General features: G+C 65.8%; 22 protein-coding genes. 15 read left to right on the top strand and 7 right to left on the bottom strand.

Going from position 1 to position 24035, the window contains the following annotated elements; all coding sequences use genetic code 11:
• Positions 1-88 precede the first annotated feature (88 nt).
• A complete protein-coding gene (locus L8F97_RS12845; protein ID WP_242150565.1) occupies positions 89-2755 on the bottom strand; it encodes a ribonuclease E/G in 2667 nt (888 codons plus the stop codon).
• A 480-nt stretch (positions 2756-3235) separates the two neighbouring features.
• Here L8F97_RS12845 and L8F97_RS12840 point away from each other — a divergent pair, with 480 nt between their 5' ends.
• From L8F97_RS12840 to L8F97_RS12825, 4 genes are all read left to right on the top strand, one after another.
• Positions 3236-4324: an N-acetylmuramoyl-L-alanine amidase gene (locus tag L8F97_RS12840; RefSeq protein ID WP_242150563.1), complete on the top strand. Its 1089-nt coding sequence runs from the start codon at positions 3236-3238 to the stop codon at positions 4322-4324.
• 249 nt (positions 4325-4573) lie between these two features.
• A complete protein-coding gene (locus L8F97_RS12835) occupies positions 4574-7105 on the top strand; it encodes a penicillin-binding protein 1A (protein WP_242150559.1) in 2532 nt (843 codons plus the stop codon).
• An 84-nt stretch (positions 7106-7189) separates the two neighbouring features.
• Positions 7190-8317 (top strand): peptide chain release factor 2, encoded by a 1128-nt coding sequence (prfB, locus tag L8F97_RS12830; RefSeq protein WP_242151189.1) that lies wholly within the window; start codon positions 7190-7192, stop codon positions 8315-8317.
• Positions 8318-8391: 74 nt separating this feature from the next.
• Positions 8392-9069, top strand: a complete 678-nt coding sequence (locus L8F97_RS12825; RefSeq protein ID WP_242150556.1) for a methyltransferase domain-containing protein — start codon at positions 8392-8394, stop codon at positions 9067-9069.
• Positions 9070-9108: 39 nt separating this feature from the next.
• Here L8F97_RS12825 and L8F97_RS12820 read toward each other — a convergent pair whose 3' ends face one another.
• Positions 9109-9531, bottom strand: coding sequence for a JAB domain-containing protein (locus tag L8F97_RS12820; RefSeq protein ID WP_242150553.1), 423 nt, complete (start codon positions 9529-9531; stop codon positions 9109-9111).
• 100 nt (positions 9532-9631) lie between these two features.
• On the opposite strand from L8F97_RS12820, the gene L8F97_RS12815 reads away from it, so the two are divergent.
• The 5 genes from L8F97_RS12815 (at position 9632) to L8F97_RS12795 (ending at position 13098) form a co-directional block, all read left to right on the top strand.
• Positions 9632-10426 carry a thymidylate synthase gene (locus tag L8F97_RS12815; RefSeq protein WP_242150550.1) on the top strand — a complete coding sequence of 265 codons (795 nt, stop codon included), beginning with the start codon at positions 9632-9634 and terminating at the stop codon, positions 10424-10426.
• Positions 10423-10899 (top strand): dihydrofolate reductase, encoded by a 477-nt coding sequence (locus L8F97_RS12810; protein WP_242150547.1) that lies wholly within the window; start codon positions 10423-10425, stop codon positions 10897-10899. Before L8F97_RS12815 ends, L8F97_RS12810 begins: the two co-directional genes overlap by 4 nt.
• 52 nt (positions 10900-10951) lie before the next feature.
• Positions 10952-11881 (top strand): bifunctional riboflavin kinase/FAD synthetase, encoded by a 930-nt coding sequence (locus L8F97_RS12805; protein ID WP_242150544.1) that lies wholly within the window; start codon positions 10952-10954, stop codon positions 11879-11881.
• 128 nt (positions 11882-12009) lie between these two features.
• Positions 12010-12438 (top strand): OsmC family protein, encoded by a 429-nt coding sequence (locus L8F97_RS12800; RefSeq protein ID WP_242150541.1) that lies wholly within the window; start codon positions 12010-12012, stop codon positions 12436-12438.
• 102 nt (positions 12439-12540) lie between these two features.
• Positions 12541-13098: a glycine zipper 2TM domain-containing protein gene (locus L8F97_RS12795; protein WP_242150538.1), complete on the top strand. Its 558-nt coding sequence runs from the start codon at positions 12541-12543 to the stop codon at positions 13096-13098.
• A gap of 54 nt (positions 13099-13152) precedes the next feature.
• On the opposite strand, the gene L8F97_RS12790 is transcribed toward L8F97_RS12795, so the two are convergent.
• A complete protein-coding gene (locus L8F97_RS12790) occupies positions 13153-13374 on the bottom strand; it encodes a hypothetical protein (protein ID WP_242150535.1) in 222 nt (73 codons plus the stop codon).
• A 152-nt stretch (positions 13375-13526) separates the two neighbouring features.
• Here L8F97_RS12790 and L8F97_RS12785 point away from each other — a divergent pair, with 152 nt between their 5' ends.
• Positions 13527-14303 (top strand): hypothetical protein, encoded by a 777-nt coding sequence (locus tag L8F97_RS12785; protein ID WP_242150532.1) that lies wholly within the window; start codon positions 13527-13529, stop codon positions 14301-14303.
• A 21-nt stretch (positions 14304-14324) separates the two neighbouring features.
• Here the strand turns inward: L8F97_RS12785 and gmk are convergent, their stop codons facing one another.
• From gmk to fumC, 3 genes are all read right to left on the bottom strand, one after another.
• Positions 14325-14975 carry a guanylate kinase gene (gene gmk, locus L8F97_RS12780; protein ID WP_242150529.1) on the bottom strand — a complete coding sequence of 217 codons (651 nt, stop codon included), beginning with the start codon at positions 14973-14975 and terminating at the stop codon, positions 14325-14327.
• 49 nt (positions 14976-15024) lie between these two features.
• Positions 15025-15246, bottom strand: coding sequence for a hypothetical protein (locus tag L8F97_RS12775; RefSeq protein ID WP_242150526.1), 222 nt, complete (start codon positions 15244-15246; stop codon positions 15025-15027).
• Between the two features lie 79 nt (positions 15247-15325).
• Complete coding sequence (gene fumC, locus L8F97_RS12770) at positions 15326-16711, bottom strand: class II fumarate hydratase (RefSeq protein WP_242150523.1); 1386 nt, start codon at positions 16709-16711, stop codon at positions 15326-15328.
• Positions 16712-16901: 190 nt separating this feature from the next.
• Between fumC and L8F97_RS12765 the strand changes: the two genes are divergently transcribed.
• Together L8F97_RS12765 and L8F97_RS12760 are read left to right on the top strand one after the other, a co-directional pair.
• Positions 16902-17372 carry a c-type cytochrome gene (locus tag L8F97_RS12765; protein ID WP_242150520.1) on the top strand — a complete coding sequence of 157 codons (471 nt, stop codon included), beginning with the start codon at positions 16902-16904 and terminating at the stop codon, positions 17370-17372.
• A 7-nt stretch (positions 17373-17379) separates the two neighbouring features.
• Complete coding sequence (locus tag L8F97_RS12760; protein ID WP_242150517.1) at positions 17380-18072, top strand: cytochrome b/b6 domain-containing protein; 693 nt, start codon at positions 17380-17382, stop codon at positions 18070-18072.
• A 36-nt stretch (positions 18073-18108) separates the two neighbouring features.
• Here L8F97_RS12760 and L8F97_RS12755 read toward each other — a convergent pair whose 3' ends face one another.
• Positions 18109-19536 (bottom strand): M20/M25/M40 family metallo-hydrolase, encoded by a 1428-nt coding sequence (locus L8F97_RS12755; RefSeq protein ID WP_242150514.1) that lies wholly within the window; start codon positions 19534-19536, stop codon positions 18109-18111.
• A gap of 175 nt (positions 19537-19711) precedes the next feature.
• On the opposite strand from L8F97_RS12755, the gene L8F97_RS12750 reads away from it, so the two are divergent.
• From L8F97_RS12750 to L8F97_RS12740, 3 genes are all read left to right on the top strand, one after another.
• The gene (locus tag L8F97_RS12750; RefSeq protein ID WP_242150511.1) at positions 19712-22102 is read left to right on the top strand and encodes a TonB-dependent receptor; all 2391 of its coding nucleotides are present in this window, start codon (positions 19712-19714) and stop codon (positions 22100-22102) included.
• A gap of 89 nt (positions 22103-22191) precedes the next feature.
• Positions 22192-22872, top strand: coding sequence for a Fe2+-dependent dioxygenase (locus L8F97_RS12745; protein ID WP_242150508.1), 681 nt, complete (start codon positions 22192-22194; stop codon positions 22870-22872).
• Positions 22869-24023: an alpha-hydroxy acid oxidase gene (locus tag L8F97_RS12740; protein ID WP_242150505.1), complete on the top strand. Its 1155-nt coding sequence runs from the start codon at positions 22869-22871 to the stop codon at positions 24021-24023. Before L8F97_RS12745 ends, L8F97_RS12740 begins: the two co-directional genes overlap by 4 nt.
• Positions 24024-24035 lie beyond the last annotated feature (12 nt).

Raw genomic sequence — 24035 nt, 5'->3', positions numbered from 1 at the left:
GACTGCGCGCTCCTTTGCCTCGTCTGCGTGAACCCACGGTGAAGCGGTTCCGGCGGGGCTCCCGTTACAGGAGCCCCGCCGGCATCAATCAGGCGCCGAACGTCCGCTGCCACCAGCCACGGCGCGGCGTGCCCGCCTCGCCCGGATCGGGATCGATCGCGGTCGGTGCCGCCGGTGCGGCCTCCGGCGTCGGCTCGGCTGCCGCGACCGGAGCGGCTGGCGTGGCCTCGACAGCGGCCTCCTCGGTGGCCTTGCGGCGCGGTGCGCGACGCTTCTTAGGCTCGTCCGCGGCCGGTGCGGCGACGACGGGTGCCTCCGCCGCTGCCATTTCCGCCTTGGTGCGGCGCTTGCGCTTCGGCTTTTCGACCTCGGCATCAGGCGCTGCCGCGACGACGGGCGCCTCGGGCGCAGCAACCGCTTCCGCCGGTGCGGTGTCGGCAGCGGCCTTGCGGCGACGGCTCTTCTTCTTGGGCGCGTCGGCGTCCTCGGCCGCAACCGCTACTTCGGCGACCGGCTCCGGCGTCGCTTCGGTAAGCGCTTCCGCTTCGATCGAGCCTTCGGTCACGTCATCGAGCAACGTGCCCGCTGGGGCTTCAGCCTCCGCCGCTGCGTTGCCCTCGCCCTCGTTCCGACGACCGCCGCGACGGCCGCGCCGGCCCCGGCGACGACGCCCCTCGCCCTCACCGGCCTCGGCGGTTTCGACAGCCGAGGCTGGCGCCTCATCACCGTCCGTCGCCACATCGGCCTCGGCAGCCTCGATGGTTTCGCCCTGCTCGGTCGGCTCGCCCTGCGGCTCACCATCCGGACGATTGCGGCCGCGACGACCGCGACGACGGCGGCGCTTACGACGCGCATCACCCTCGGCCGCCGTCTCGCCGGGACGATCACGCTCTTCGCGCGCCTCGCCCTCGTCCGCGTCGTCGCCCTCCTCGGTCTCCTCGACCTCGTCCTCTTCCTCGTCGACGAAGTCGTCCTCGTCGATCTCGACGATCGGTGCGTCGAAGCGCGGCGGATGCGCGGGCGGTGGGCCGGAGGCCTCGACCGCCATGCGCGCGCCCTCCTGCTCGCCATCCGGGATCACCTCGATCGTCACGCCGTAGCGATCCTCGATCTCGGCGAGTTCGGCGCGCTTCCTGTTGAGCAGATAGAAGGCCGCTTCCGCGCTCACGCGGATGGCGAGCTGCGAGCCGCGCCCGCGTGCAGCCTCGTCCTCGATCAATCGCAGCGCTGACACGCCCGATGACGATGCGGTGCGTACGAAGCCGGTGCCCTCGCAATGCGGGCACGGCCGGGTCGATGCCTCCAGCACGCCGGTGCGGATGCGCTGGCGGCTCATCTCCATCAGCCCGAACGACGAGATGCGACCGACCTGGATGCGCGCGCGATCGTTCTTGAGCGCCTCCTTCATCGCCTTCTCGACCTTCCGGACGTTGGACGAATGATCCATGTCGATGAAGTCGATCACGACGAGGCCCGCCATGTCGCGCAACCGCAACTGGCGCGCGATTTCGTGCGCGGCTTCGAGGTTGGTCGCGGTCGCGGTCTGCTCGATGTTATGCTCGCGCGTCGAGCGGCCCGAGTTGATGTCGATCGACACCAGCGCCTCGGTCGGGTTGATGACGAGGTAGCCGCCCGACTTCAGCTGCACCACCGGATGGTACATCGCCGACAATTGATCCTCGACGCCGGCGCGCTGGAACAGCGGCACGGGATCGCTGTAATGCTTCACCTTGCGCGCGTGCGTCGGCATCAGCAGCTTCATGAACTCGCGCGCCTGGCGATAGCCCTCGGTGCCCTCGACGATCACCTCGTCGATCTCGCGATTGTAGATGTCGCGGATCGCGCGCTTCATCAGATCGCTGTCACCATAGACGAGCGCGGGCGCGGACGACGACATCGTCGTCTCGCGGATGCCGTCCCACAGCCGGGCGAGGTAATCGAAGTCGCGCTTGATCTCGACCTTGGTGCGCTGGAGGCCCGCGGTGCGGACGATGCAGCCCATCGAGGGCGGCAACGTCAGTTCCGCCATGATCGACTTCAGCCGCTTGCGATCGCCCGCGTTCGAGATCTTCCGCGAGATACCGCCGCCGTGCGACGTGTTCGGCATCAGCACGCAGTAGCGCCCGGCGAGGCTCAGATAGGTGGTCAGCGCCGCACCCTTGTTGCCGCGCTCCTCCTTGACGACCTGCACCAGCAGCACCTGCCGGCGGTGGATCACGTCCTGGATCTTGTAGCGGCGGCGCAGGTTCATGCGACGTTCGCGCAAATCCTCGACCGCATCGTCCGACTGGCTCTTGCCGCGACGGCGACGGCCGGTGCTCTCGGCGGCGGCTTCGGCGTCGGCGCCGCCGTCATCCTCGAACCGCTCGACTGAATCCTCGTCAACGTCGTGATCGTCGCCGTCGAAATCCTCGTCCTCGTCGTCCTCGGCGTCCTGTTCGGCGCGCAACGCAGCTTCCTGCGCGGCATGCTCGGCCTCTTCGGCGAGCAGCGCCTCGCGGTCTTCGCGAGGGATCTGGTAATAGTCGGGATGAATTTCGCTGAACGCGAGGAAGCCGTGGCGATTGCCACCGTAATCGACGAACGCCGCCTGCAGCGACGGTTCGACGCGGGTCACCTTGGCGAGATAGATATTCCCCTTGAGCTGCTTGCGCTCGGCCGATTCGAAGTCAAACTCTTCGATCCGGTTTCCTTTGACGACCGCGACGCGGGTTTCTTCCCGGTGGCGTGCGTCGATCAGCATACGCGTTGTCATTGATTGTTCTCCGGGCGCGCGGTCCGGGTGCCTGTGGCGCTGGCCGCGCGCGAATGTGAAGCGGCGCGATCCGGGCGGAAAACGCGCCCGGCTCTTCGCCGCAATGGGTTTGCAAAACTGCCTCTGCTCGCATCGCACGCCCGGGCGCATGGCCCACGGCACCCCGCGCGCTCGCAAAACCGCCGGCAAAAGCCGGTCGGCGCGAGGTGGTGGGGAAATGCATCATGCGAACGTCAACCTGAGAAGGTCGCCGCTCAAAAGCGCGCGGGCGACCGGGTGACCGGATCGTGCGTCATCGAAGCGCTTTCCGGTACTTGACATGCGTAGCACCGCATACCGCGCGCAGCAACCGGCACGTTCCAGCCGCGCTGACCGGCAAAATCTTGCCGAACGGCGGATTAACCTTGCCGTTTCATCGCGAAGTGACGGCTCGCTGCCAGACACCGTCCCCAGTCATCGCGTAACCGGGGATCGTCGCACATGTCTTTTTGCTGGACCGGCCGTGCGCCAACGCGGCATCATGGCCGTGTGTCGTTCGTTTTTGCTTTGCTGGCGTCTTGGTTCGTCGGCTCCCCCGCGCTGGCGTTCATGGCGCCGCAGATCGACGCTGACCGCGATCAGATCGTGCTGCATTTCGGCGGTCGTTCGGGCGATGCCTCTGCCACGGCTGGCGGCAGGCGCGACCTCTCGCTCGCGCTGAATATCAGCGGGGATGCGCAGCCCGCCGGCGCCAGCAGTCGGGATGTCGAGCCCGCGCTGCCGCCCTTCACGTTCGGGACGGCAACAAAGGCGCTGCGGCGGTACCAGGTAGCGCTGCCGATCCCATCATCGAGCCGAACGCTCCGGCTGCCGCACGTCTATGGCGACGACGCCAGCCGGCCGCTGGTGGTGATCGACGCGGGCCACGGCGGGCAGGATCCGGGTGCGATCGGCCCCACCGATGGCCGCCGCGAAAAGGACGTGACGCTCCGCATCGCCAAGGCGATCCGCGACGAACTGATCCGCTCCGGCCGGGTCCGTGTCGCGCTGACGCGGGAGGACGACCGTTTCATCGTGTTGCAGGAACGGTTCGGCATCGCGCGCAAACTGCACGCAAACCTGTTCATCTCGATCCATTGCGACAGCGTGGGATCGGGCGATGCCAGCGGTGCATCGGTCTACACGCTGTCGGAGATCGCCTCCGACAAGGAATCGGCGCGGCTGGCCGCGCGTGAGAACAAGGCCGACATCATCGCCGGCGTGAACCTCGCCTCGACCTCCGCCGACATATCCTCGATCCTGATCGACCTCACCCAGCGCGAGACGATGAACGCCTCCGCCAATTTCGCGCGACTGCTCGGCCGCGAGGCGCAACCGCTGGTGCCGATGAAGCCGAACTTCCACCGCAGTGCATCCCTGATGGTGCTGAAGGCGCCCGATATGCCCTCGATCCTGTTCGAGACCGGCTATATCTCCAACCCCAAGGACGCCGACTTCATCGACTCGCCGGATGGGCGACATGCCATCGCCGAAGCTGTGCGCAAGGCAGTGGACGTGCACTTCGCACGGCGGCTGGCGCTGGCGGAATAAACGACGGGTAACAACCCAAGGCTCGCCGCCGTAACCGCGATCTCGTGGCTGAAGAGACACCCGTCTCGCGACATGAAAGCGGCAAGAGCCGTGTCCGATGGCGGCGTTCTGCTGGCTGCGGCGGGTGACGAATGAACCATTTGCCTGCTTTATAGCCGGTGCGCAGTCCCGGCGGGATGGGCAACAGAAAAATCGCGGCACGACCAAGGCTGGCAAGCTGCGTGAAACTTGCTAGAGCCTGCGCCGATTATGGCCGACAATGATTCCAGCGTGAGCTTCCGCTTCCGCCGCGCGGCGGACGGGTTAGCCGGCCGCGCCCGTCATCTCTGGGGCCGCTGGTGGGTGAAGCTGCTGCTTGTCCTAGCGGTACTCGCAGCGATCGCCTACGCCGCATTCTTCGTGCTGTTCGCACGCGACTTGCCCTCCGTGGACAAGCTGCGCACCTATGAACCGCCGCTACCCACCAACGTACGCGGTGTCGATGGCCTGCCAATCCATTCCTACGCCCGCGAACGCCGCGTCGAGCTGAGCTACAACGAATATCCGCCCTTGTTGGTGCGCGCCTTCCTCGCCGCCGAAGACAAGACGTTTTTCGAGCATCACGGTGTCGATTACGCCGGCATCGCCTCGGCGGTATGGGACAACCTTGCCCGCAACAAGCGCGCGCGCGGCGCCTCGACCATCACGCAGCAGGTCGCCAAGAACCTGCTGATCGGCAACGAGCACAGCTACAGCCGCAAGCTTAAGGAGGCGATCCTCGCCTACCGGATCGAGGATTCGCTCACCAAGCAGCAGATCCTCGAACTCTACCTCAACCAGATCGCGCTCGGGCGTAATGCCTTCGGCGTCGAAGCGGCGAGCTACGCCTATTTCGGCAAGGAGCTGAACGACCTCGATCTCGCGCAGATGGCGTACCTCGCCATCCTGCCCAAGGGCCCATCGAATTACGATCCTGACCGGCATGCCGAGCGCGCGTTGGCGCGGCGACATTATGTGCTCAGCGAAATGCTCAAGAACGGCTTCATCGATCAGAGCCAATATGCGCAGGCGGAGGCCGAGCCGCTCGGCACGGTGCCGCGCCAGACACCCAAGACCGAAATCGCCGGCACCGGCTATTTCGTCGAGGAAGTGCGTCGTCAACTGATCGACAAGTTCGGTGAAGATGCCAATGCCGGCCCGTACAGCGTCTATGCCGGCGGGCTGTGGGTCCGCACCTCGCTCGACCAGCGCATCCAGGATTACGCGCAGACCGCGCTTCGCAACGGCCTGCTGCGCTACGATCGCGGGCGCGGCTGGAGCGGACCGATCGGCCATGCGGAGATCACCGGCGATAACTGGCTGCCGGCGCTGCTCAACACCAACATCGGTTTCGACTATCAGGATTGGCGCGCGGGCATCGTCACCGCGCTCGACGGATCGTCGGCCAGCCTTGGCTTCACCAATGGCCAGACCGGCACCATGCCGCGCTGGGCCGCGCAGATGCCGGTGCGCGGCAAAGGCGGCAACGCCTTCTCGGCACTGAAGGTCGGCGACATCGTGGCGGTGGCGCCAGAGGGTGACCAGTTCGCCCTGCGCGCGGTGCCGAAAGTCTCCGGCGCGTTCGTGGTGGAGGAACCCTCAACCGGCCGCGTGCTGGCGATGCAGGGCGGGTTCGACTTCCGCCTCCAGGCGTTCAACCGCGCCACTCAGGCGATGCGCCAGCCGGGTTCGACGATCAAACCGATCGTCTATTCCGCCGCGCTCGAAAACGGCATGACGCCGGCCTCGATCATCGTCGACGGGCCGTTCTGCGTGTATCAGGGCGCTCGGCTCGGACAGAAATGTTTCAAGAACTTCGGCAGCGAAGGTGGTGCCGGCCCGCACACGATGCGCTGGGGCATCGAGCAATCCCGCAACCTGATGACGGTGCGGACCGCCGCGCAGACCGGCATGCCCAAGGTCGTCGCGCTGATGGACAAGATCGGCGTCGGCAAATACCCGCCTTACCTCTCCTTTGCGCTTGGTGCGGGCGAGACGACCGTATCGCGGATGGTCAACGCCTATACGATCCTCGAAAATCATGGTCAGGCGCATCAGGGCACGTTGATCGACTATGTGCAGGATCGGCACGGCAAGGTGATCTGGCCGGAAAACTGGCATCCGTGCGAGGCGTGCAACGCGCCCGACTGGAACGGCAAGGCGATGCCGCGCCCGGTCAGCCGTGGCAAGCAGGTGGTCGACGCGATGACCGCGTACCAGATGATCCACATCACCGAAGGCGTGATCCAGCGCGGCACCGCCACCGTGCTGCGCGATCTCGACCGGCCGATGTTCGGCAAGACCGGCACCAATTCGGGACCGACCGACGTGTGGTTCATCGGCGGCACTCCGCAGATGATTGGCGGCCTGTATATCGGGTACGACACGCCGCACGGCCTTGGCGGCTACGCGCAAGGCGGTACGATCGCGGCGCCGATCTTCAAGGAATTCGCGCAGAAGGCGTATGATGGCCTGCCCAAGATCCCGTTCCGTGCACCCCCGGGCATCCGGATGGTGCGGATCGATCGCGGTTCCGGAAAGCCGGTCTACGGCGCATGGCCGAGCGCCGACCCGAAGGCGGCGGTGATCTGGGAAGCGTTCAAGCCGGAAAGCGAACCGCGCCGCGTCTTCCATCGCCAGACGCCGGAGGAAGCTGCCGCAGCCGCGGCGGCAGCCGCCGCCCGTGCGGAAGCCGCCCGTGCCGCACAGGCATCAGAACAGCGCAAGGACGATTTCGTCCAGCAGCAAGGCGGGATTTACTAGCGTCGCATTTGGCGCGATGGCGGCGCGACATTACATACGCGCTCCGGCCTTCTGCCGGGGCAACGACATTCTGGAGTGACGACCATGCGCGCCGAAGCGCAGGCACATATCGATTCGATCAAGGACTCGCTCGCGCTGCTGCGCCGCTTCCTCGACTGGGACCGCGCTTTGCGTAGGCTCGACGAGCTGAACGCGCGTGTCGAGGATCCGACGCTGTGGAACGACGCCAAGGCCGCGCAGGAGGTGATGCGCGAGCGTCGCCGGCTGGACGAGGCGATCACCGCCACCCGCGCGATCGAGACGGAGGTGAGCGACACCGCCGAACTGATCGAGATGGCCGAAGCCGAGGGCGACACCGAGATGGAGAACGAGGGCGTCGCCGCCCTCGCCGCTCTCGCCAAGCGTGCCGCCGGGGACAAGGTGAAGGCGCTGCTGGCGGGCGAAGCCGATGGCAACGACACCTATGTCGAGGTCAATGCCGGCGCGGGCGGTACCGAGAGTCAGGACTGGGCAGGCATGCTCAGCCGCATGTATTCGCGCTGGGCGGAACGTCACGGCCTGAAGGTCGAACTGGTCGATCAGCATTCGGGCGAGCAGGCCGGCATCAAGTCGGCGACGTTGCTGCTTAAGGGCGAAAATGCCTATGGCTATGCCAAGACCGAAAGCGGCGTGCACCGCCTCGTCCGCATCAGCCCCTATGACAGCGCCGCGCGTCGCCACACCTCGTTCGCGAGCGTGTGGGTCTATCCCGTCATCGACGATAATATCGACGTGCAGTACAATGAAAGCGATCTGCGCATCGATACCTACCGTGCGTCCGGCGCGGGTGGACAGCACATCAACACCACCGATTCGGCGGTGCGCATCACGCACATTCCGACCGGCATCGTCGTGCAGTGTCAGAATCAACGCTCGCAGCACAAGAACAAGGCCGAGGCGTACAACCAGCTCCGCGCCAAGCTTTACGAGCGCGAGTTGCAGATCCGCGAAGCCGCCGCCAACGCCGAGAACGCCAGCAAGACGGACATCGGCTGGGGGCACCAGATCCGCTCCTACGTGCTTCAGCCGTATCAGTTGGTGAAGGATCTGCGCACCGGCGTCACCTCCTCCAGCCCGTCGGACGTGCTCGACGGCGATCTCGATTCGTTCATGGCCGCCGCCCTGTCGCAGCGCGTGACCGGCGAGACGGTCGAGGTGGAGGACGTCGACTGAGGATGCGTAGCAGCGGTTCGCCTGCTTTGTACGTGCGTTTGCCGCGCCGGCGCGCGGCGTTGCCGGCGTCCGCGATGCTTTTGCTTGCCGTCGCCGCGTGTTCCAACGGTCCGAAACAAGCGAGCGACGGCCCCTTCCCCGCCGCCGACCGCCCTGTCGCCAACATCGTGTCGCCGCGCTGGTCCAACGAGCAGGACCGCGATAGTCGCGACGAAGCGCAGCAGGTCATGGCAAAGGCCGGCATCAAGCCGGGCATGACGGTGGCCGACATTGGCGCCGGCGAAGGCTATTACACGGTGCGTCTCGCCTCTCGCGTCGGCAAGGGCGGCCGCGTGCTGGCGGAGGATATCGTTGCGTCCGTGCGCGACTCGCTTGCCGAACGCGTGGCGCGCGAGCGGCTCGACAATGTCAGCGTGCGGCTCGGCACCCCGTCTGATCCCAAGCTGCCGGCGAACAGTTTCGACCGGGTGCTGATGGTCCATATGTATCACGAGATCGGCCAGCCATATGAGTTCCTGTGGCGTTTGCGCCCATCGCTGAAACCGGCCGGTCTGGTCGTGGTGGTCGATGCCGACCGCCAGACACAGCACCACGGCACCCCGCCCGCTTTGCTGCGATGCGAGTTCGCCGCGGTCGGCTATACGCAGGTCGGCCGGGAGGATATGCCGTCCGCCGGCGGCTATCTGGCATTGTTTCAGGCCATCGGCCCACGCCCCGATCCAGACGCGATCAAGCCGTGCCTCAATCGCTAGGCCAGCGAATATCGGTGGTGCTGCTCTAAGCGTCGTCGTCTACAGCAGTCCAAGCCGCCGAAAGCTGACCGTCTGCTCGCCCGTAAGCACGAGATGATCGACCAGTCTCATGCCGACCGCATCGAGCGCCCGTGCCAATCGCCGTGTCAGTACGCGGTCGTCTTCACTCGGCGTCGCGTCGCCGCTTGGATGATTGTGCGCCATCACCACCGCCGCGGCATCGAATGCCAGCGCATCGGCGACGATCGTACGCACCGGAATTTCCACCATGTCGGCACGATCGGACGGCGTGGTCCGCACCGCGAGCAGCCGCCATTCCGAATCGACAAACGCGAACATCGCGACTTCGGTGCTCAGGTTGCGGATCGGTGCGAACAGCGAAACCGCTATATGCTCGGCATCGAGCGCGCGGTATGGCGCGCCGATCAGCGCCGCGGGAATCGGAGTTAAGTCCACGCTCACGATGATGCCGCGTTTGACGCTATGCGGAAGCACACGCCTCCATTACGGGCCAAGTCATATCAGCGGTGACGCGCACGCGCCGTCACGCTAGACCGGCGGCATGCAGCAATATCTCGACCTCATGCGACGCGTGCTCGACACCGGTGTGGAGCAGATGGACCGTACCGGCACCGGCACCCTGTCGGTGTTCGGGCATCAGATGCGTTTCGATCTCGCTGAGGGGTTCCCGGCGCTGACCACCAAGAAGCTGCATTTGCGTTCGATCATCGTCGAGTTGCTGTGGTTCCTGCGCGGCGACACCAACGTGCAATGGCTGCGTGACCGCAAAGTCAGCATCTGGGACGAATGGGCAGATGAGACCGGCGACCTAGGACCGGTTTACGGCAAACAATGGCGGGACTGGGCGACAGCGGATGGCCGCCACATCGACCAGATCGCCGAACTGATCGCGCAGATCCGGAGCAGCCCCGCGTCGCGCCGCCAGATCGTAAGCGCCTGGAACCCCGGCGATCTGCACGCGATGGCACTCGCCCCGTGTCATTGCCTGTTCCAGACGCATGTCGCAAACGGCCGGCTGTCGCTGCAACTCTACCAGCGCTCCGCCGATATCTTCCTCGGCGTGCCCTTCAACATCGCCAGCTATGCGCTGCTCACGCATTTGCTTGCGCAGCAATGCGGGCTGGAACCCGGCGAGTTCATCTGGACCGGCGGCGACTGCCACCTGTATTCCAACCATCTCGACCAAGCCCGCGAACAACTGACGCGCAAGCCCGGCCCGCTCCCGCGCCTCGAGATCGTCCGCGCGGCGCCGTCGATCGATGCCTATGAGTATGAGGATTTCGTGCTGCACGACTATGTCGCACAACCTCACATCAAGGCGGCGGTGGCGGTGTGATCACACTCGTCTTCGCGCACGCGCAGAACGGGGTGATCGGTCGTGATGGCGCGTTGCCCTGGCATCTTCCGGCCGACCTCAAGCACTTCAAGGCGCTGACGCTCGGCCGGCCGATGGTGATGGGCCGCAAGACTTTCGAGAGCTTCCCCGCTCCCCTGCCCGGTCGTCGCCACATAGTCCTGACCCGCGATCGCGCGTGGCATGCCGCTGGCGCCGAAGTCGCGCACGATGTGGCTTCAGCGCTCACGCTTGCCGGGGACAACGCCGCGATCATCGGTGGCGCGGAAATTTTCCGGCTGTTCGAGCATCACGCCAACCAAGCCGAAGTGACGACGATCTGGCGCGATTACGACGGCGACACGTGCTTTCGTCTCGGTCAAGACTGGAGCGAAATCCGACGCGAGCATCACCCGGCGGACGGCGACCGTCCCGCGTTCACCTTCTTCACGCTCGACGCTCCACCGCGCGGTTGAATATCATCGTCGCCACTGGCGCGGGTTGCCGCGCCTGCCTATAGCCGCGCGGATGGAGCGACTGGACGGTGGCTCGGTCCTGCCAGCGGCATTGCGCGGCGGTATCGTGGCGCTTGGCAACTTTGACGGATTTCACCTGGGCCACCAGGCCGTGGTCGGGCGAGCGATCGCGCGCGCGCGTGCCGAGGGTCGCCCGGCGCTGGTCGCGACGTTCGATCCGCATCCGGTGCGTTACTTCAAGCCGGACACCGCACCCTTTCGGCTCACCACGCTCGACCAGCGTGAACGCTTGTTCGCCGATGCCGGGGCAGATGCCATGGTTGTGTTTCGCTTCGATGCCGCGCTCGCCGCGCTTAACGCGCGGGACTTCGTCGAGCAGCGGCTGGTCGACGGGATTGGCCTCGGCGGCGCGACGACGGGCGAGGACTTCACCTTCGGCAAGGCGCGCAGCGGCAACATCGGCGTTTTGAGCGAGCTTGGCGCCCAGCACGGCTTCTCGGTCGAAGCCGTCGCGCCGGTCACCCTCACCGGGGAACCGGTCTCCTCAAGCCGGATCCGCGCGGCCCTGATCGGTGGCGACCCGCGCGGTGCGGCGCGGCTGCTCACGCGCCCCTTCGCGATTGAAGGTGTCGTGTCGCACGGTGACAAGCTGGGGCGGACGATCGGCTTCCCGACTGCCAACCTTGACCTCGGCAGCTATCTGCGCCCCGCCTACGGGATCTACGCCGTGCGCGGTCGGCTTGCGGATGGCCGCATTCTCGGTGGAGCCGCCAATCTCGGCGTGCGGCCGAGCTTCGATCCGCCGAAGGAACTGCTGGAGCCGCACTTCTTCGATTTCACCGGTGACCTGTACGGCCAGACGATCACCGTCGAACTGGTCGAGTTCCTGCGGCCGGAGGCGAGATACGACACGCTGGACGCGCTAACCGCACAGATTGCGGTGGATTGCGACGCCGCGCGCGCGGTGCTGGCGCGCGGCTGAACGGATTGTTTTCACGCGCGTGAAACTCCGCTCGTGCGGAACCGTTACGCCACCGTCCCCGACCTCTGCGCAGCGATGACGAGACCCGCGCAGGATCGGCAGGTCACCGCCCCCACAGGAGATACATCATGACCACCCGTTCCGGTTCCGCGAAGTACGAAGGTTTGGGCAAGAGCGGCAAGGGCCATGTCTCGACTCAGTCGGGCGTGCTGTCCGATTCGCCCTACGGTTTCAACACGCGCTTCGAAAGCGAACCCGGCACCAATCCGGAAGAGCTGATCGCTGCCGCGCATGCGAGCTGCTTTACGATGGCACTTAGCTTCGCATTGGCGGAGGCTGGATTTTCGGCGGGAACGCTGGAAACCAGCGCCAAGGTGACACTTGTACAGGCTGACGGCGGCTTCACGATCACCCGCTCCGATCTCGACCTGACCGCGACGATCGATGGTATCTCGGCCGACCAGTTCGAGGAAATCGCCGCCGGTGCCAAGGCGAACTGCCCGGTATCGAAGCTGCTCAACGCCGAGATTACGCTGACCCATCGCCTGAACGGCTAGACCTCAACTAAACGTTGCGTGAACGGAACGTAGTTTCCCGTTCACGCAACCGCCATCCGCTCCCATGGGTTCTTCGTCTATCCAAACAGGAGGACATGAACCATGCGCAAGCTGATTTTCGCCGCCATCGCGGCCGCGACGGTGCTGCCGTCTATCCCCGCCACCGCGCAAGACCGGCAGCGGGACAATCATGGTCGGCATGATCCAAGAGATGACCGTGCCGGGCATGATCGCGACGGGGACCGGCGGGGCGACTGGCGTGGGGATCGCCGTGATGATCACCGTCACGACGATCATGGTAGCCGTGCCGAGTGGCGGGGCGGTGGCAATCGCGACTGGCGCCAGTTTCGCGGGTATGACTACAACCGCCTCGAACCAGGTCAGCGCGTATATTACGCCGACCGCTATTACCGAGATGGCGGCTACTATCAGCCGCACCGGCTAAGCCGTCGCGACCGCATCTATCGCGGCGGCAACGGTCGATATTACTGCCGCCGCTCTGACGGTACGACCGGCCTGATTGTCGGCGGTCTGGCCGGCGGTGTCCTCGGAAACGTCCTGTCCAACGGTCGATCCAGCACGCTTGGTACGCTGCTCGGTGTGGCTGGTGGCGCGGCGCTCGGCACGTCGATCGACCGTGGTCAGGTGATATGCCGATAACCGACCAGTCATGATTGCAGAAGGCCCGGTGTACCAACGCCGGGCCTTTTTGCGTCAGATCACGCCGTGGCCAAGCATCAGCCGCAGCGCGCAGAAGATGATGAGGATCAGGTTGAGGTTGCGTCCGCTGCGATGTGACGACAGCGCGCCCAGCACCAGCCCGAACAGCGCCACCGGAATCAAGAACCAGTTGAACCAGCCGAACAGCGGGATGAACCCGACGATCGCGCCGAAGAATACCAGCACGCCGACCAGGATCGAGAGAAGATTGATCATCGTCGGACGATGGCCGCCGTCGCCACCCGACGCAAGCGCGTACGATCTCGGTTAATCCGAATTTCACGCATTAACCCCGTTCCCGCGTTCAATCTTAACGTAAAATACGCCAAGCGTGCGCAGTATAAGACCCGATACGAGGGAGCGTTTCTATGCGTCGCAACCGGCTGATCGCCACACTCGCGCTTGCGCTGGCGACCGCGGGCTGTGGCGCGCGCGACACCGAGCAGGGCAACCTTGATTCGCTCGACAATCAACTTGCCGACGCGGGCAGCAGCAACAGCCGCGATCCCGCGTTGATGGCGGCGCTGCACGATCAGATCATGGTCGATCCCGCGCTCGCGCAACAGGCCAACGCCGATGCGGTGCGTCCCCCCACTCGGCCGTATTCAGGCGCGGTCCCGGCCGATCCGGTGGCCGGCGCGACCAACGGCGGAGCGACCGGCGACGGCGCCGGTACGAGCGAAACGCTCAAGTCGGCCCCAGCTCCCAAGGCAGATGGTTCGTGCCCGCAGTGCGAGGCGGCACGCCAGTCGCTCACGCTCGGCGCGCTTGCCTCGCGCCAGAACGACAAACGCACCGCAAGTTGCGCGGGGGAGATGCGGTACTCGGCAAATTGGGCGAATCGCCTGCCGGCCGATCTGCCGCTCTACCCGGACGCACGGGTGAGCGAGGCAGCAGGGAACTCGGACAACGGTTGCGCGCTGCGCGCGGTAAGCTTCGCGACATCCGCGTCGCTGCAATCGGTGATCGACTGGTATTACACCCGCGCGAGCGGCGCCGGCTTCGCCGCTGAACATGAGGCAAATGGCAGCCAGCACGTGCTTGGCGGCACCCGCAGCCGCGACGGCGCTGCTTTCGCACTGTTCCTCACCACGCGACGCGACGGCGGCACCGACGTCGATCTCGTCGCCAACAACGGCAGCTGAACCGCCGCTACCCGCCGACGATCAGCGCAACAGCTTGCGGATGAAGCCGATAATCCCGGTCTGCCGCGACCGCTTGAGCCGCTCCGCCGCCAGGATCGTCTTCACGCTGGCGAAGCATTGCTCAACGTCGTCGTTGACGATGACGTAGTCGTAACCGTCCCAGTGGCTAACCTCGTTGGCAGCGCGCGCCATGCGGGCGTCGATCACTGCCTGCGAATCGGTGGCGCGCCGTTCGAGCCGTTCCCGCAGGATCTCCATCGAAGGCGGCAGGATGAAGATGCGGACGATGTCGCCACCGGCAAGCTGGTGGAGCTGCTGCGCGCCCTGCCAGTCGATGTCGAACAGAATGTCCCGCCCCTCGCCCAGTTCATGAAAGACCTGTGACTTCGGCGTTCCGTAACGATGGTCGAAGACATGGGCCCATTCGAGGAACTCATGATTCGCCACCATTTCGCGGAAGCGTTCGAGGTTCACGAAATGGTAATCCACGCCGTCGACCTCACCGGGCCGCATCGGCCGGGTGGTGTACGACACCGACATGCCGAGTTCCGGCTCGTCGGCCAGCAGTTTTCGCGCGATCGTGGATTTGCCCGCGCCCGACGGCGAGGACAGGACGAACAGTACGCCACGGCGCTTGAAGCCGTGGGGATCGGCGGGGTCGGTTACGCTCATCGCGCGCTCATCGCGCGCGGGTGGCGCCTACGTCAAGGCAGGAAGCGAATTACGCTTCGGTCTTGTTCGCGCCGAACGCCGCATCCTTGAGCTTGCCGATGCCGCGCAGCACCAGCCAGCCGGTCGCAAACGTCACCGCGAGCGGGATCACCGCGCGGATCACGGTCGCCGCGACGGCACCCTCGATCGCACCGTCGACATTGCTGTCGTCGCCACTCGAACCGTCGATCGCGGCCCCGATCGCCGCGCCGACCATCGTGCTGAAGTCCATCGTGTTTCTCCCGTTCCGCTAATCACAAAGCGCGAGCGGTGCGGTTGTTCCTCGCCGTCACCGCCCGAGCAGGCAAAGCTCACACCATGGTTTCGGGCCGCACCAGCCGGTCGAACGTCGCCGCGTCGACCAGCCCGAGGTCAAGCCCCGCCTCCTTCAGCGTCAGCCCTTCGGCATGGGCGTGCTTGGCGATCTTGGCGGCATTGTCGTATCCGATTTCGGGGGCGAGCGCGGTCACCAGCATCAGCGAGCGATCGACCAGTTCGGCGATCCGGCCGCGATTGGGCTCGATTCCGTGGACGCAGCGCTCCGCGAAGCTCTGCATCCCGACGGCGAGGAGATGCACTGAGCGCAGTACCGCCGCACCGATCAACGGCTTGAACACGTTGAGTTCGAGATGGCCCTGCATGCCCCCGACCGTCACCGCCTGATGATTGCCGATCACTTGTGCCGCCACCATCGTCAGCATCTCGCACTGGGTCGGGTTGACCTTGCCCGGCATGATCGAGCTGCCCGGCTCGTTGGCGGGCAGATCGATTTCGCCGAGGCCGGAGCGCGGGCCGGACCCGAGCAGGCGAATGTCGTTGGCGATCTTGGTCAGCGCCACCCCCAGCGTGTTGAGCCGCCCGGAGAAATCCACCAGCGTGTCATGAGTCGCCAGCGCTTCGAATTTGTTGGGCGCGGTCTCGAACGGCAGGCCGGTCAAGGTCGCGATCTCCGCCGCGATATCTTCGGCGAACCCTGGTGGCGTATTGAGCCCGGTGCCGACGGCAGTACCGCCTTGCGCCAGCTTGCACAGGCCATGCTCGATCAGCGGCAGGATTCGCGTGCGGGCGAGCCGAAGCTGCGCGTAATAGCCTGAAAACTCCTGGCCCAGCGTGACCGGCGTCGCGTCCTGAAGATGCGTGCGACCGATCTTGACGATGTTGCCCCACGCCTCGACCTTTTTCAGCAGCGAGGCTTCGAGCTGTTCCAGCGCGGGGATCAGATCGCGCGTCGCGGCAAGTGCTGCGGCGACGTGCAGCGCGGTCGGAAAACTGTCGTTCGACGACTGGCTCATGTTGACGTGATCGTTGGGATGAACCGGCGCCTTGCCGCCGCGCTTGCCCGACAGCATCTCGTTGGCACGCCCGGCGATCACCTCGTTGACGTTCATGTTGCTCTGCGTGCCGCTGCCGGTCTGCCAGATCACCAGCGGGAACTGATCGTCGTGCTGCGCCGCGATCACCTCGGCCGCGGCGGCGTCGATCGCGTCGGCGATGTCGGCGGCGAGACCGTGTTTGCGGTTCACGCGCGCGGCGGCCTGCTTCACGATGGCGAGCGCGCGGACGATGCCGATCGGCATCCGCTCGGTCGCGCCGAACGGGAAGTTCTCGATGCTGCGCTGCGTCTGCGCGCCCCAATATGCAACGGCGGGAACGTCGATCGCGCCGATCGAATCGGTTTCGGTACGGGTGTCGGTCATGGGAACCTCGGCTGTTGGCGGTCTTGCGTTACGTGGGTGACTACAGGACGCATGGCTTGGCCTTTGGATGCCAGCCGTGGCGGAGATCGCCAAGGCACGCTGCACGGGGGCTGGCGCAACGTCGGAAAATAGGAGAGGAAGCGGTTGGCCCTGCGGCCATGATCCAGGTTCCATCAAAGGCGAAACGTTCATGATCGTTGCACCAGCCTTCAAGACCTTCCGCATTCTCGCGATCGCCGCACTCGCATCGGCACCGGTCATCGCAGCCGCGCCCGCAGCCCAGGACATCGTCAATGCGCGCATGGCGGGCATGAAGAAGATGGGTGGCGCGATGAAGGCGATCGGCGAACAGTTGAAGACCGGCGCGCCGGACAAGGCCGTCGTAACCGCCGCCGCACAGACCCTCGCCGCGACCGCCAAGGCGCAGGGCAAGTTTTTCCCGGCGAACACCAGGCCCGCCGCCGGGTTGAAGACCGGGGCGCTTCCCGCGATCTGGACCGACCGCAAGACCTTCGATGCCGACATGGCCAACCTGGTAGCCGCATCGACGAAGCTCGCCAGCGTGGCGGGCACCGGCGACACCGCCACCATCGGCGCGCAGATGAAGGCGGTCGGGGCAACCTGCGGCGCCTGTCACCGCCAGTTCCGCGCGGAGGACTGACCGCGCGATGACGCCGGTGGAACCGCCTGCCGCCGCCGCGACATCGGTGCGCGTCTGGGATCTGCCGGTCCGGCTGTTTCACTGGGCGCTGGTCGCGCTACTCGGCTTTTCGTGGTGGAGCGGCGATCATCACGACATGGATCGGCACCGGCTGTCGGGCTACACGATCCTCGCCCTGGTGGTGTTCCGCATCTATTGGGGCGTAGTCGGCAGCCGCACCGCCCGCTTCGCGCAGTTCGTGCGGGGGCCGCGCGCGGCGCTCGATTACCTCGGCCGGTTCGGCAAGCGGCCGTATGAGGCAGCGGACGGCCATAACCCGATCGGCGGATGGAGCGTGGTGCTGCTGCTGGCGACGTTGATCGTCATGGTGACGGCGGGGCTGTTCTCGGTCGATGTCGACGGGCTCGAATCCGGCCCGCTGGCGGATTACGTCAGCTTCGATGTCGGCCGTTCCGCCGCGGGTGTTCATCATTTCATGTTCAACGTGCTGCTCGCGCTGGTCGCGCTGCACGTGCTGGCGATCCTGTTCTACCTCGTCGCGCTGCGGCACGACCTGATCTCGCCGATGTTGCACGGTCGGCGCCGTGCCGGTGCGACGCCGGGGGCGCCGCGCCTGCGCGCTTCGCCGTGGAAGGCGGCGATTGGCATCATTATCGCGGGCGGCTTCGCCTATGCGGTTTCGAAGGGATTTCGGCTTTAGCGACGTCGAAGATGCGGTGACATCCCGAACCGCAGATCAGCCGGTATATGCCTTCACCAGTCGGTACAGGAACGCGCGCCCGTCCATCAGCGACGTCACGCGGATACGCTCGTTGAGGCCGTGCACCCCCTGCCCGTCAGGATCGGAGAACAGTCCCGACACGCCATAGGTCGGGATGCCGGCCGCGTTGGTGAAGCGACCGTCGGTGGCGCCGGTCGACAGGCGCGGGATGATCGGCACGCCCGGCCACATCTCCTTCGACAAGGCTTCGATCGGTGCCATGATCTGCGGGGTCAGCGGCGGTGCCGAGGATTTCGGCTGCGGCGGATCGGCCAGCGCCACCGTCACCTTCGGATTGCCCGCCACCGCCGCCAGCATGGTCTGGATCGACTCCACGCTCTCACCGGGAATGATGCGGCAGTTGACGTTCGCCGTCACCGACTGCGGCTGCGCGTTAGTGGCATGCCCGCCGGAGATCATCGTCGGGATGCAGGTGGTGCGCAGCGTCGCGTTCCAGCTCGGATTGGCGGCGGAGACGGTCGCGTAATCGGCGGCGGTTGCCTTGCCCGAACCGATCGCCGCCATCGCCGCCCGAGTGTTCGGGTACAACGGCGCCGACGCACCGAAATACGCCCTGGCGGCAGGCGTCAGGTCGACGGGGAAGTCGTATGCGTTCACCCGCGCCAGCGCCTCCGCCATCCAGCCGATCGCGTTGACGTGCGGCGCCTGCCGCGAGCTGTGCCCGCCGGGCGCGGTCGCGGTGAAGGTGAAATCCTGATAGACCTTCTCGCCGGCCTGCACGCCCTGGCTGACCGGCTTCCCAGCTTCGTCGAGCGAACCGCCGCCGCCTTCGTTGAGCGCCCAGCCCGCCTGTAACGTCTCCGGGTGGTTCTTGAGCAACCACGAAACGCCGTTGAGCGCCTTCTCGGTCTCCTCCCCGCACGTCAGCGCGAGCTTGACCGTGCGTTTGGGCTTGTAGCCTTCCTGTCGGAACCGCACCATCGCATCGGTAAACGCCGCCGCCATCGCCTTGTCGTCGGATGTGCCGCGTCCGTAAAAATAGCCGTTTTCCTCCACGAGCGTAAACGGGTCTCGCGTCCAGTCGCTGCGCTTGGCGGCGACCACGTCGATACGCGCAAGCAACAGCACCGCGGGCAGCTTCGCATCGCTGCCGCGCAGGATCGCGGTGAGGCTACCTTCCTTGGGATGAGCGGGGTCGACCAGCACCTGCACGTCGGCGGCAGGATAGCCCGCTGCCTTGAGGTGCGCCCCCATCCGTTCGGCGGCAAGCGTGCAACTGCCGTCAGGCCAGCTTGAATCGGTTTCGACGAGTTCCTTGTAGAGCGCCCGGAACGCGGGCTCGCCGCCGCGCGGGTCGGTCGGCGCAGCGTGCGCCGACATTGCTCCCGCCAGCAAGGCGGCGATGGTGGCGGATAGGTGGGCCGAGCGTCGAGCAGCCTTCATTGTCATTTTCCCCCTGTGACGACCGCGTTGCGCGGGAAGCGCTTCATCACCGTTCGTAGTTTGGCCGAGCACGTCCGGTGCCACAACCCACCGACAAATGAGAATCATTCGCATCTCTGTTGACGATGAGAATGACTCGCAATATCACATCGCGACGCAATACCACGGGGGAACAATGACTCATCCGATCGCTCGCGCAACCCGCACCGGCGCCTTCCTCGCGCTGTCCTGCGTCGGTAGCTTGTTAGCCTCTCAGGCGATCGCCGCGCCGGGCAAGGATGCCGCCGACGCAGATGCGACGGCCCCGGACAATGTGGTCGTGACCGGCCAGCGGCTGAAGGCCGAGCCGCCTCAGCGGCAGGCGAGCCCAAAGGCCGTCCGATCGCTGCGCGACACCCCGCAGACCGTTACCGTCCTGAGCAGCGAAGTGCTCGAACAGCAGAACCTGCTGTCGTTGAAGGACGCGCTTTCGACCGTGCCCGGCATCTCGTTCGGTGCCGGCGAAGGTGGCAGCGGCTATGGCGACAGCATCACGCTGCGCGGCTATTCCGCCAATAACGACATCACCGTCGACAATGTGCGCGACAGTGCGCAGTACAGCCGCACCGACACGTTCAACGTCGCGCAGATCGAGGTGACGAACGGCGCCAGTTCGGTCAACACCGGCGCGGGCTCGGTCGGCGGCAACATCAACCTCGTGACCAAACGCCCGCTCGATCGCGACCGCGCCGTGATCGAGGGCGGCGTCGGCACCGACGATTACTACCGTGCCACCGCAGACATCAGCCAACACGTCAGCGATACGGTCGCGGTGCGCCTCAACGCGATGTTCCACCGCAACGACATCCCTGGCCGTGACGTCGAGAAGAACAGGCGCTGGGGCATCGCGCCTTCGGTAACGTTCGGCATGGGCACGCCGACACGGCTGACCTTCGCGTACATGCACCAGGAAGACACCAACATCCCGCAGTTCGGCGTGCCGTATATCAGCGGTGCGATCGTCGGCGGCGCCCCCGGCACGGGCCGCAGCGGACCGATCCCTGGCATCAGCCGCAACGCCTATTTCGGCTATCGCAATCTCGACACGCAGCGCATCAACTTCGACCAGGCGACGCAGATCTTCGAGCATGATTTCAGCGACACGGTCTCGATCCGCAACCTGACCCGGTATGAGGATGTCACGCAGTTCACCCGCGCCGACGGGCCGGAGGGCGTTTTCTGCCTGCCGAACGGCTTCACCGTGCTCGGCGCCACCTGTCCGGCGAAGGGGCTGTTCACACCGAGCGGCGGATCGCGCGGCAACACGCGTTTTACGGAGAACCAACTCGCCTACAATCAGACCGACCTGAAGGCAGTGGTCGCGACCGGCGGTATCGAACACACGCTCGATCTCGGCGTGTCGCTGTCGCGCGAGAACTACAACGCGGTCACCGGCAATTCGCAGCGCGCCGCCAACGGTACGCCCGCGACGATCACACCGTATGACATCTTCAACCCGGATGCGAACAACACCTACACCCGGCCGGTCAACTTCGTCGTCGCCACGCGCCCGCGGTCGCAGGTCGACAATTATGCGGTCTATCTGTTCGATGCGATGAAGCTGTCGCGGCATTTCGAGATCAACGGCGGCGTAAGATGGGAGCGTAACATCGGCAAGTCGCAGACCAACACCTTCTCGACCACGCCCGGCACGACTTTCGGCACGCTGACCACCGCCGGCCCGACGCTCTATAACCGCGACAGCCTGCTCTCGTACCGCGTCGGCCTCGTCTACAAGCCGGTCGAGGCGGCGAGCCTCTACGTCGCCTATGGCAATTCCAAAACGCCGTCGCAAAGCACGGTCAACGGCAGTTGCACGTTCACACCCACTGCGGCGGTGCCGGTGTCGACATGCAGCAGCCGCCCGGAAGGCGCCAAGAATTACGAGATCGGCGGCAAGCTGGAGTTGTTCCACGGCGGGCTGCTGCTCACAGCGGCGCTGTTCCGAAACGAGCGCGACAGCTACAAGGTACCATCGGGCGATCCGACCGTGCCGGACCAGCAGACCGACGGTCGCTCACGCGTCGACGGCCTTGCGCTCGGCGCATCGGGGCATATCACGCCGGCCTGGTCGATCACCGCCAACTACACACACCTCAACAGCAAGCTGCTTCAGGCAGTGTCGGACAAGTGCCTCGCTACGCCGGGGTCGGGCAATTGCACCAACACGGTGGCCGTGCCGAACCCCGGCGGCGGCTCGATGCTGATCGGTACGCCCAGGGATTCCGGCAGCCTCTACACTGCCTACACCCTGCCCTTCGGCCTGACGCTCGGCTACGGCGCGACATACCAAGGGCCGTTCGCGATCAACACGCCGACGGTGACATCCTCGCTGGTGTTCCGCTCGAAAGGGTATCTCGTCCACAATGCTACGATCTCTTACGACATCACCAAGGCATTGTCGGCGCAGATCAACGTCAAGAACATCGGCGACAAGCTGTACTATACGCGCATTCGCGCCAACAACGGCTGGGCGACGCCGGGTGACGCACGCTCGGCGGTGCTGACGGTCAGCTACAGGCTGTGATCGCGTGGGCGCGCCTGGCCGAGGTGACCGAAACCGCGTTTTGATGACCGCCATTGCGTTGCCGCCACCATAAGCGAAAGGTGCCGATCATGCTGCTCCACGTGCCCAAGCTGTTCTCCGCCGATGAGGTGCGAGCGATGCGCGACCAACTGGAAGGCGCGGACTGGCAGGACGGGCGCAGCACCGCCGGCCACCGCGCGGCGCTGGTGAAGCACAACCTGCAATTGCCGCTCGATCATGCGGTGGCGCGCGATCTCGGCGCTCGCATCGTCGATCGGCTGGGTCAGACGCCCCTGTTCATCGCCGCGACGCTGCCGTTGCGCGTGCTGCCGCCGCGGTTCAACCGCTACGAGGGCGGCGGCAGCTACGGTGCGCATATCGACAACGCGATTTTCCCGATCCCGGGCACGACCGAGCGGGTGCGCAGCGACGTCTCCGCGACAGTGTTCCTCAGTGATCCCGCCGAATATGACGGCGGCGAATTGGTGATCGAGGGGACGTTGGGTGCAGAGCGCGTGAAACACGCCGCCGGTGACCTGATCGTCTACCCCGGCAGCACGCTGCATCACGTCACGCCAGTCACGCGCGGCACCCGCTACGCAGCATTTTTCTGGACGCAGAGCCTGGTCCGTGCCGACGAACAGCGCCGCACGCTGTTCGACCTCGACACCGCGATCCAGTCGCTCAGCGTCGATCACCCCGATCATCGGGCGATCGACGCACTGACTGGCGTGTACCACAATCTGTTGCGGCATTGGGCGGAGACGTGAGCGCGCCGCTACCGCCGCTGACGGTGATCCCGCCCGAGCTACGGACGCTCGCCGATTACGAGCGGCTGGCGCAGTTGCACATGGCGCCGGACATCTGGGCGCACGTTCAGTCGGGCGCAGGCGCAGGCCTTACGCTCGCCAACAACCGCGCCGCGTTCGACCGGATTGCGTTGCTACCCCGCGTGCTGGCCGATCTGCGGGGCGGACATACGCGGCGCACGCTGTTCGGCCGCGACCATGCTGCGCCGATCCTGTTCGCGCCAATCGCTTATCAGCGCATCGCGCATCCGGACGGGGAACTGGCGTGCGTACGTGCGGCAACGGCGATGGGGGTCGGCATGGTGGTGAGCACGCTTTCTAGCGTGTCGCTGGAGGCGATTGCCGAAGCCGGGTGCGATGCCGCGCGCAACCTCGGCACGACCCCGGCTCCGCTGTGGTTCCAGCTCTATCTGCAGGAAACCCGCGCAGACTCCGCCGAACTTGTCACCCGCGCCGAACAGGCAGGGTACGAGGCCATCGTGGTGACGGTCGATGCCGCAGTGAAACGCGCGACCTTCGCGCTGCCGCGTGGCGTGTTCGCAGCGAACTTGCCCAGCGGCAGTGATCGGCGACAAACCAGCACCCCGCGCGGGGCGATCCTGTTCGGCACGCCGCTCGCCGACACCGCACCGACGTGGGAGGATGTCGCGTGGTTGCGCGCACGCACGTCGCTGCCGCTCATCATCAAGGGCATCCTCGCCGCCGAAGATGCCGGGCTCGCGATCGAACATGGCGCGGACGGGATCGTCATATCCAACCACGGCGGCCGCACGCTGGATGGCGCGCCAGCCGCGATCGAGGTTCTGCCGGCGATCGCCGATACAGTGGCGGGCGCGGTACCGCTGCTGCTCGACGGCGGGGTGCGGAGCGGCACCGATGTTGTGAAGGCGCTCTCTCTGGGCGCGGCGGCGGCGCTGGTCGGCCGACCGCAGATGCATGGTCTCGCCGTGGCCGGGCTAGCCGGCGTGGCGCATGTCGCGCACATCCTGCGCGGCGAAACGGAACTGGCGATGGCGCAGCTCGGTTGTGCGACGCTGGACCAGCTTGGCCGCGATTGTGTCGCCAACACGGCGACACGCACTGTTGCATCGCCGCAACATCGTCACAATTAGTGCATAGCGGCG

Origin of the sequence: Sphingomonas sp. BAUL-RG-20F-R05-02, assembly GCF_022662305.1 — a bacterium.
Lineage (GTDB): Bacteria > Pseudomonadota > Alphaproteobacteria > Sphingomonadales > Sphingomonadaceae > Sphingomonas.
This window is presented reverse-complemented; position numbering and strand designations above follow the sequence as displayed.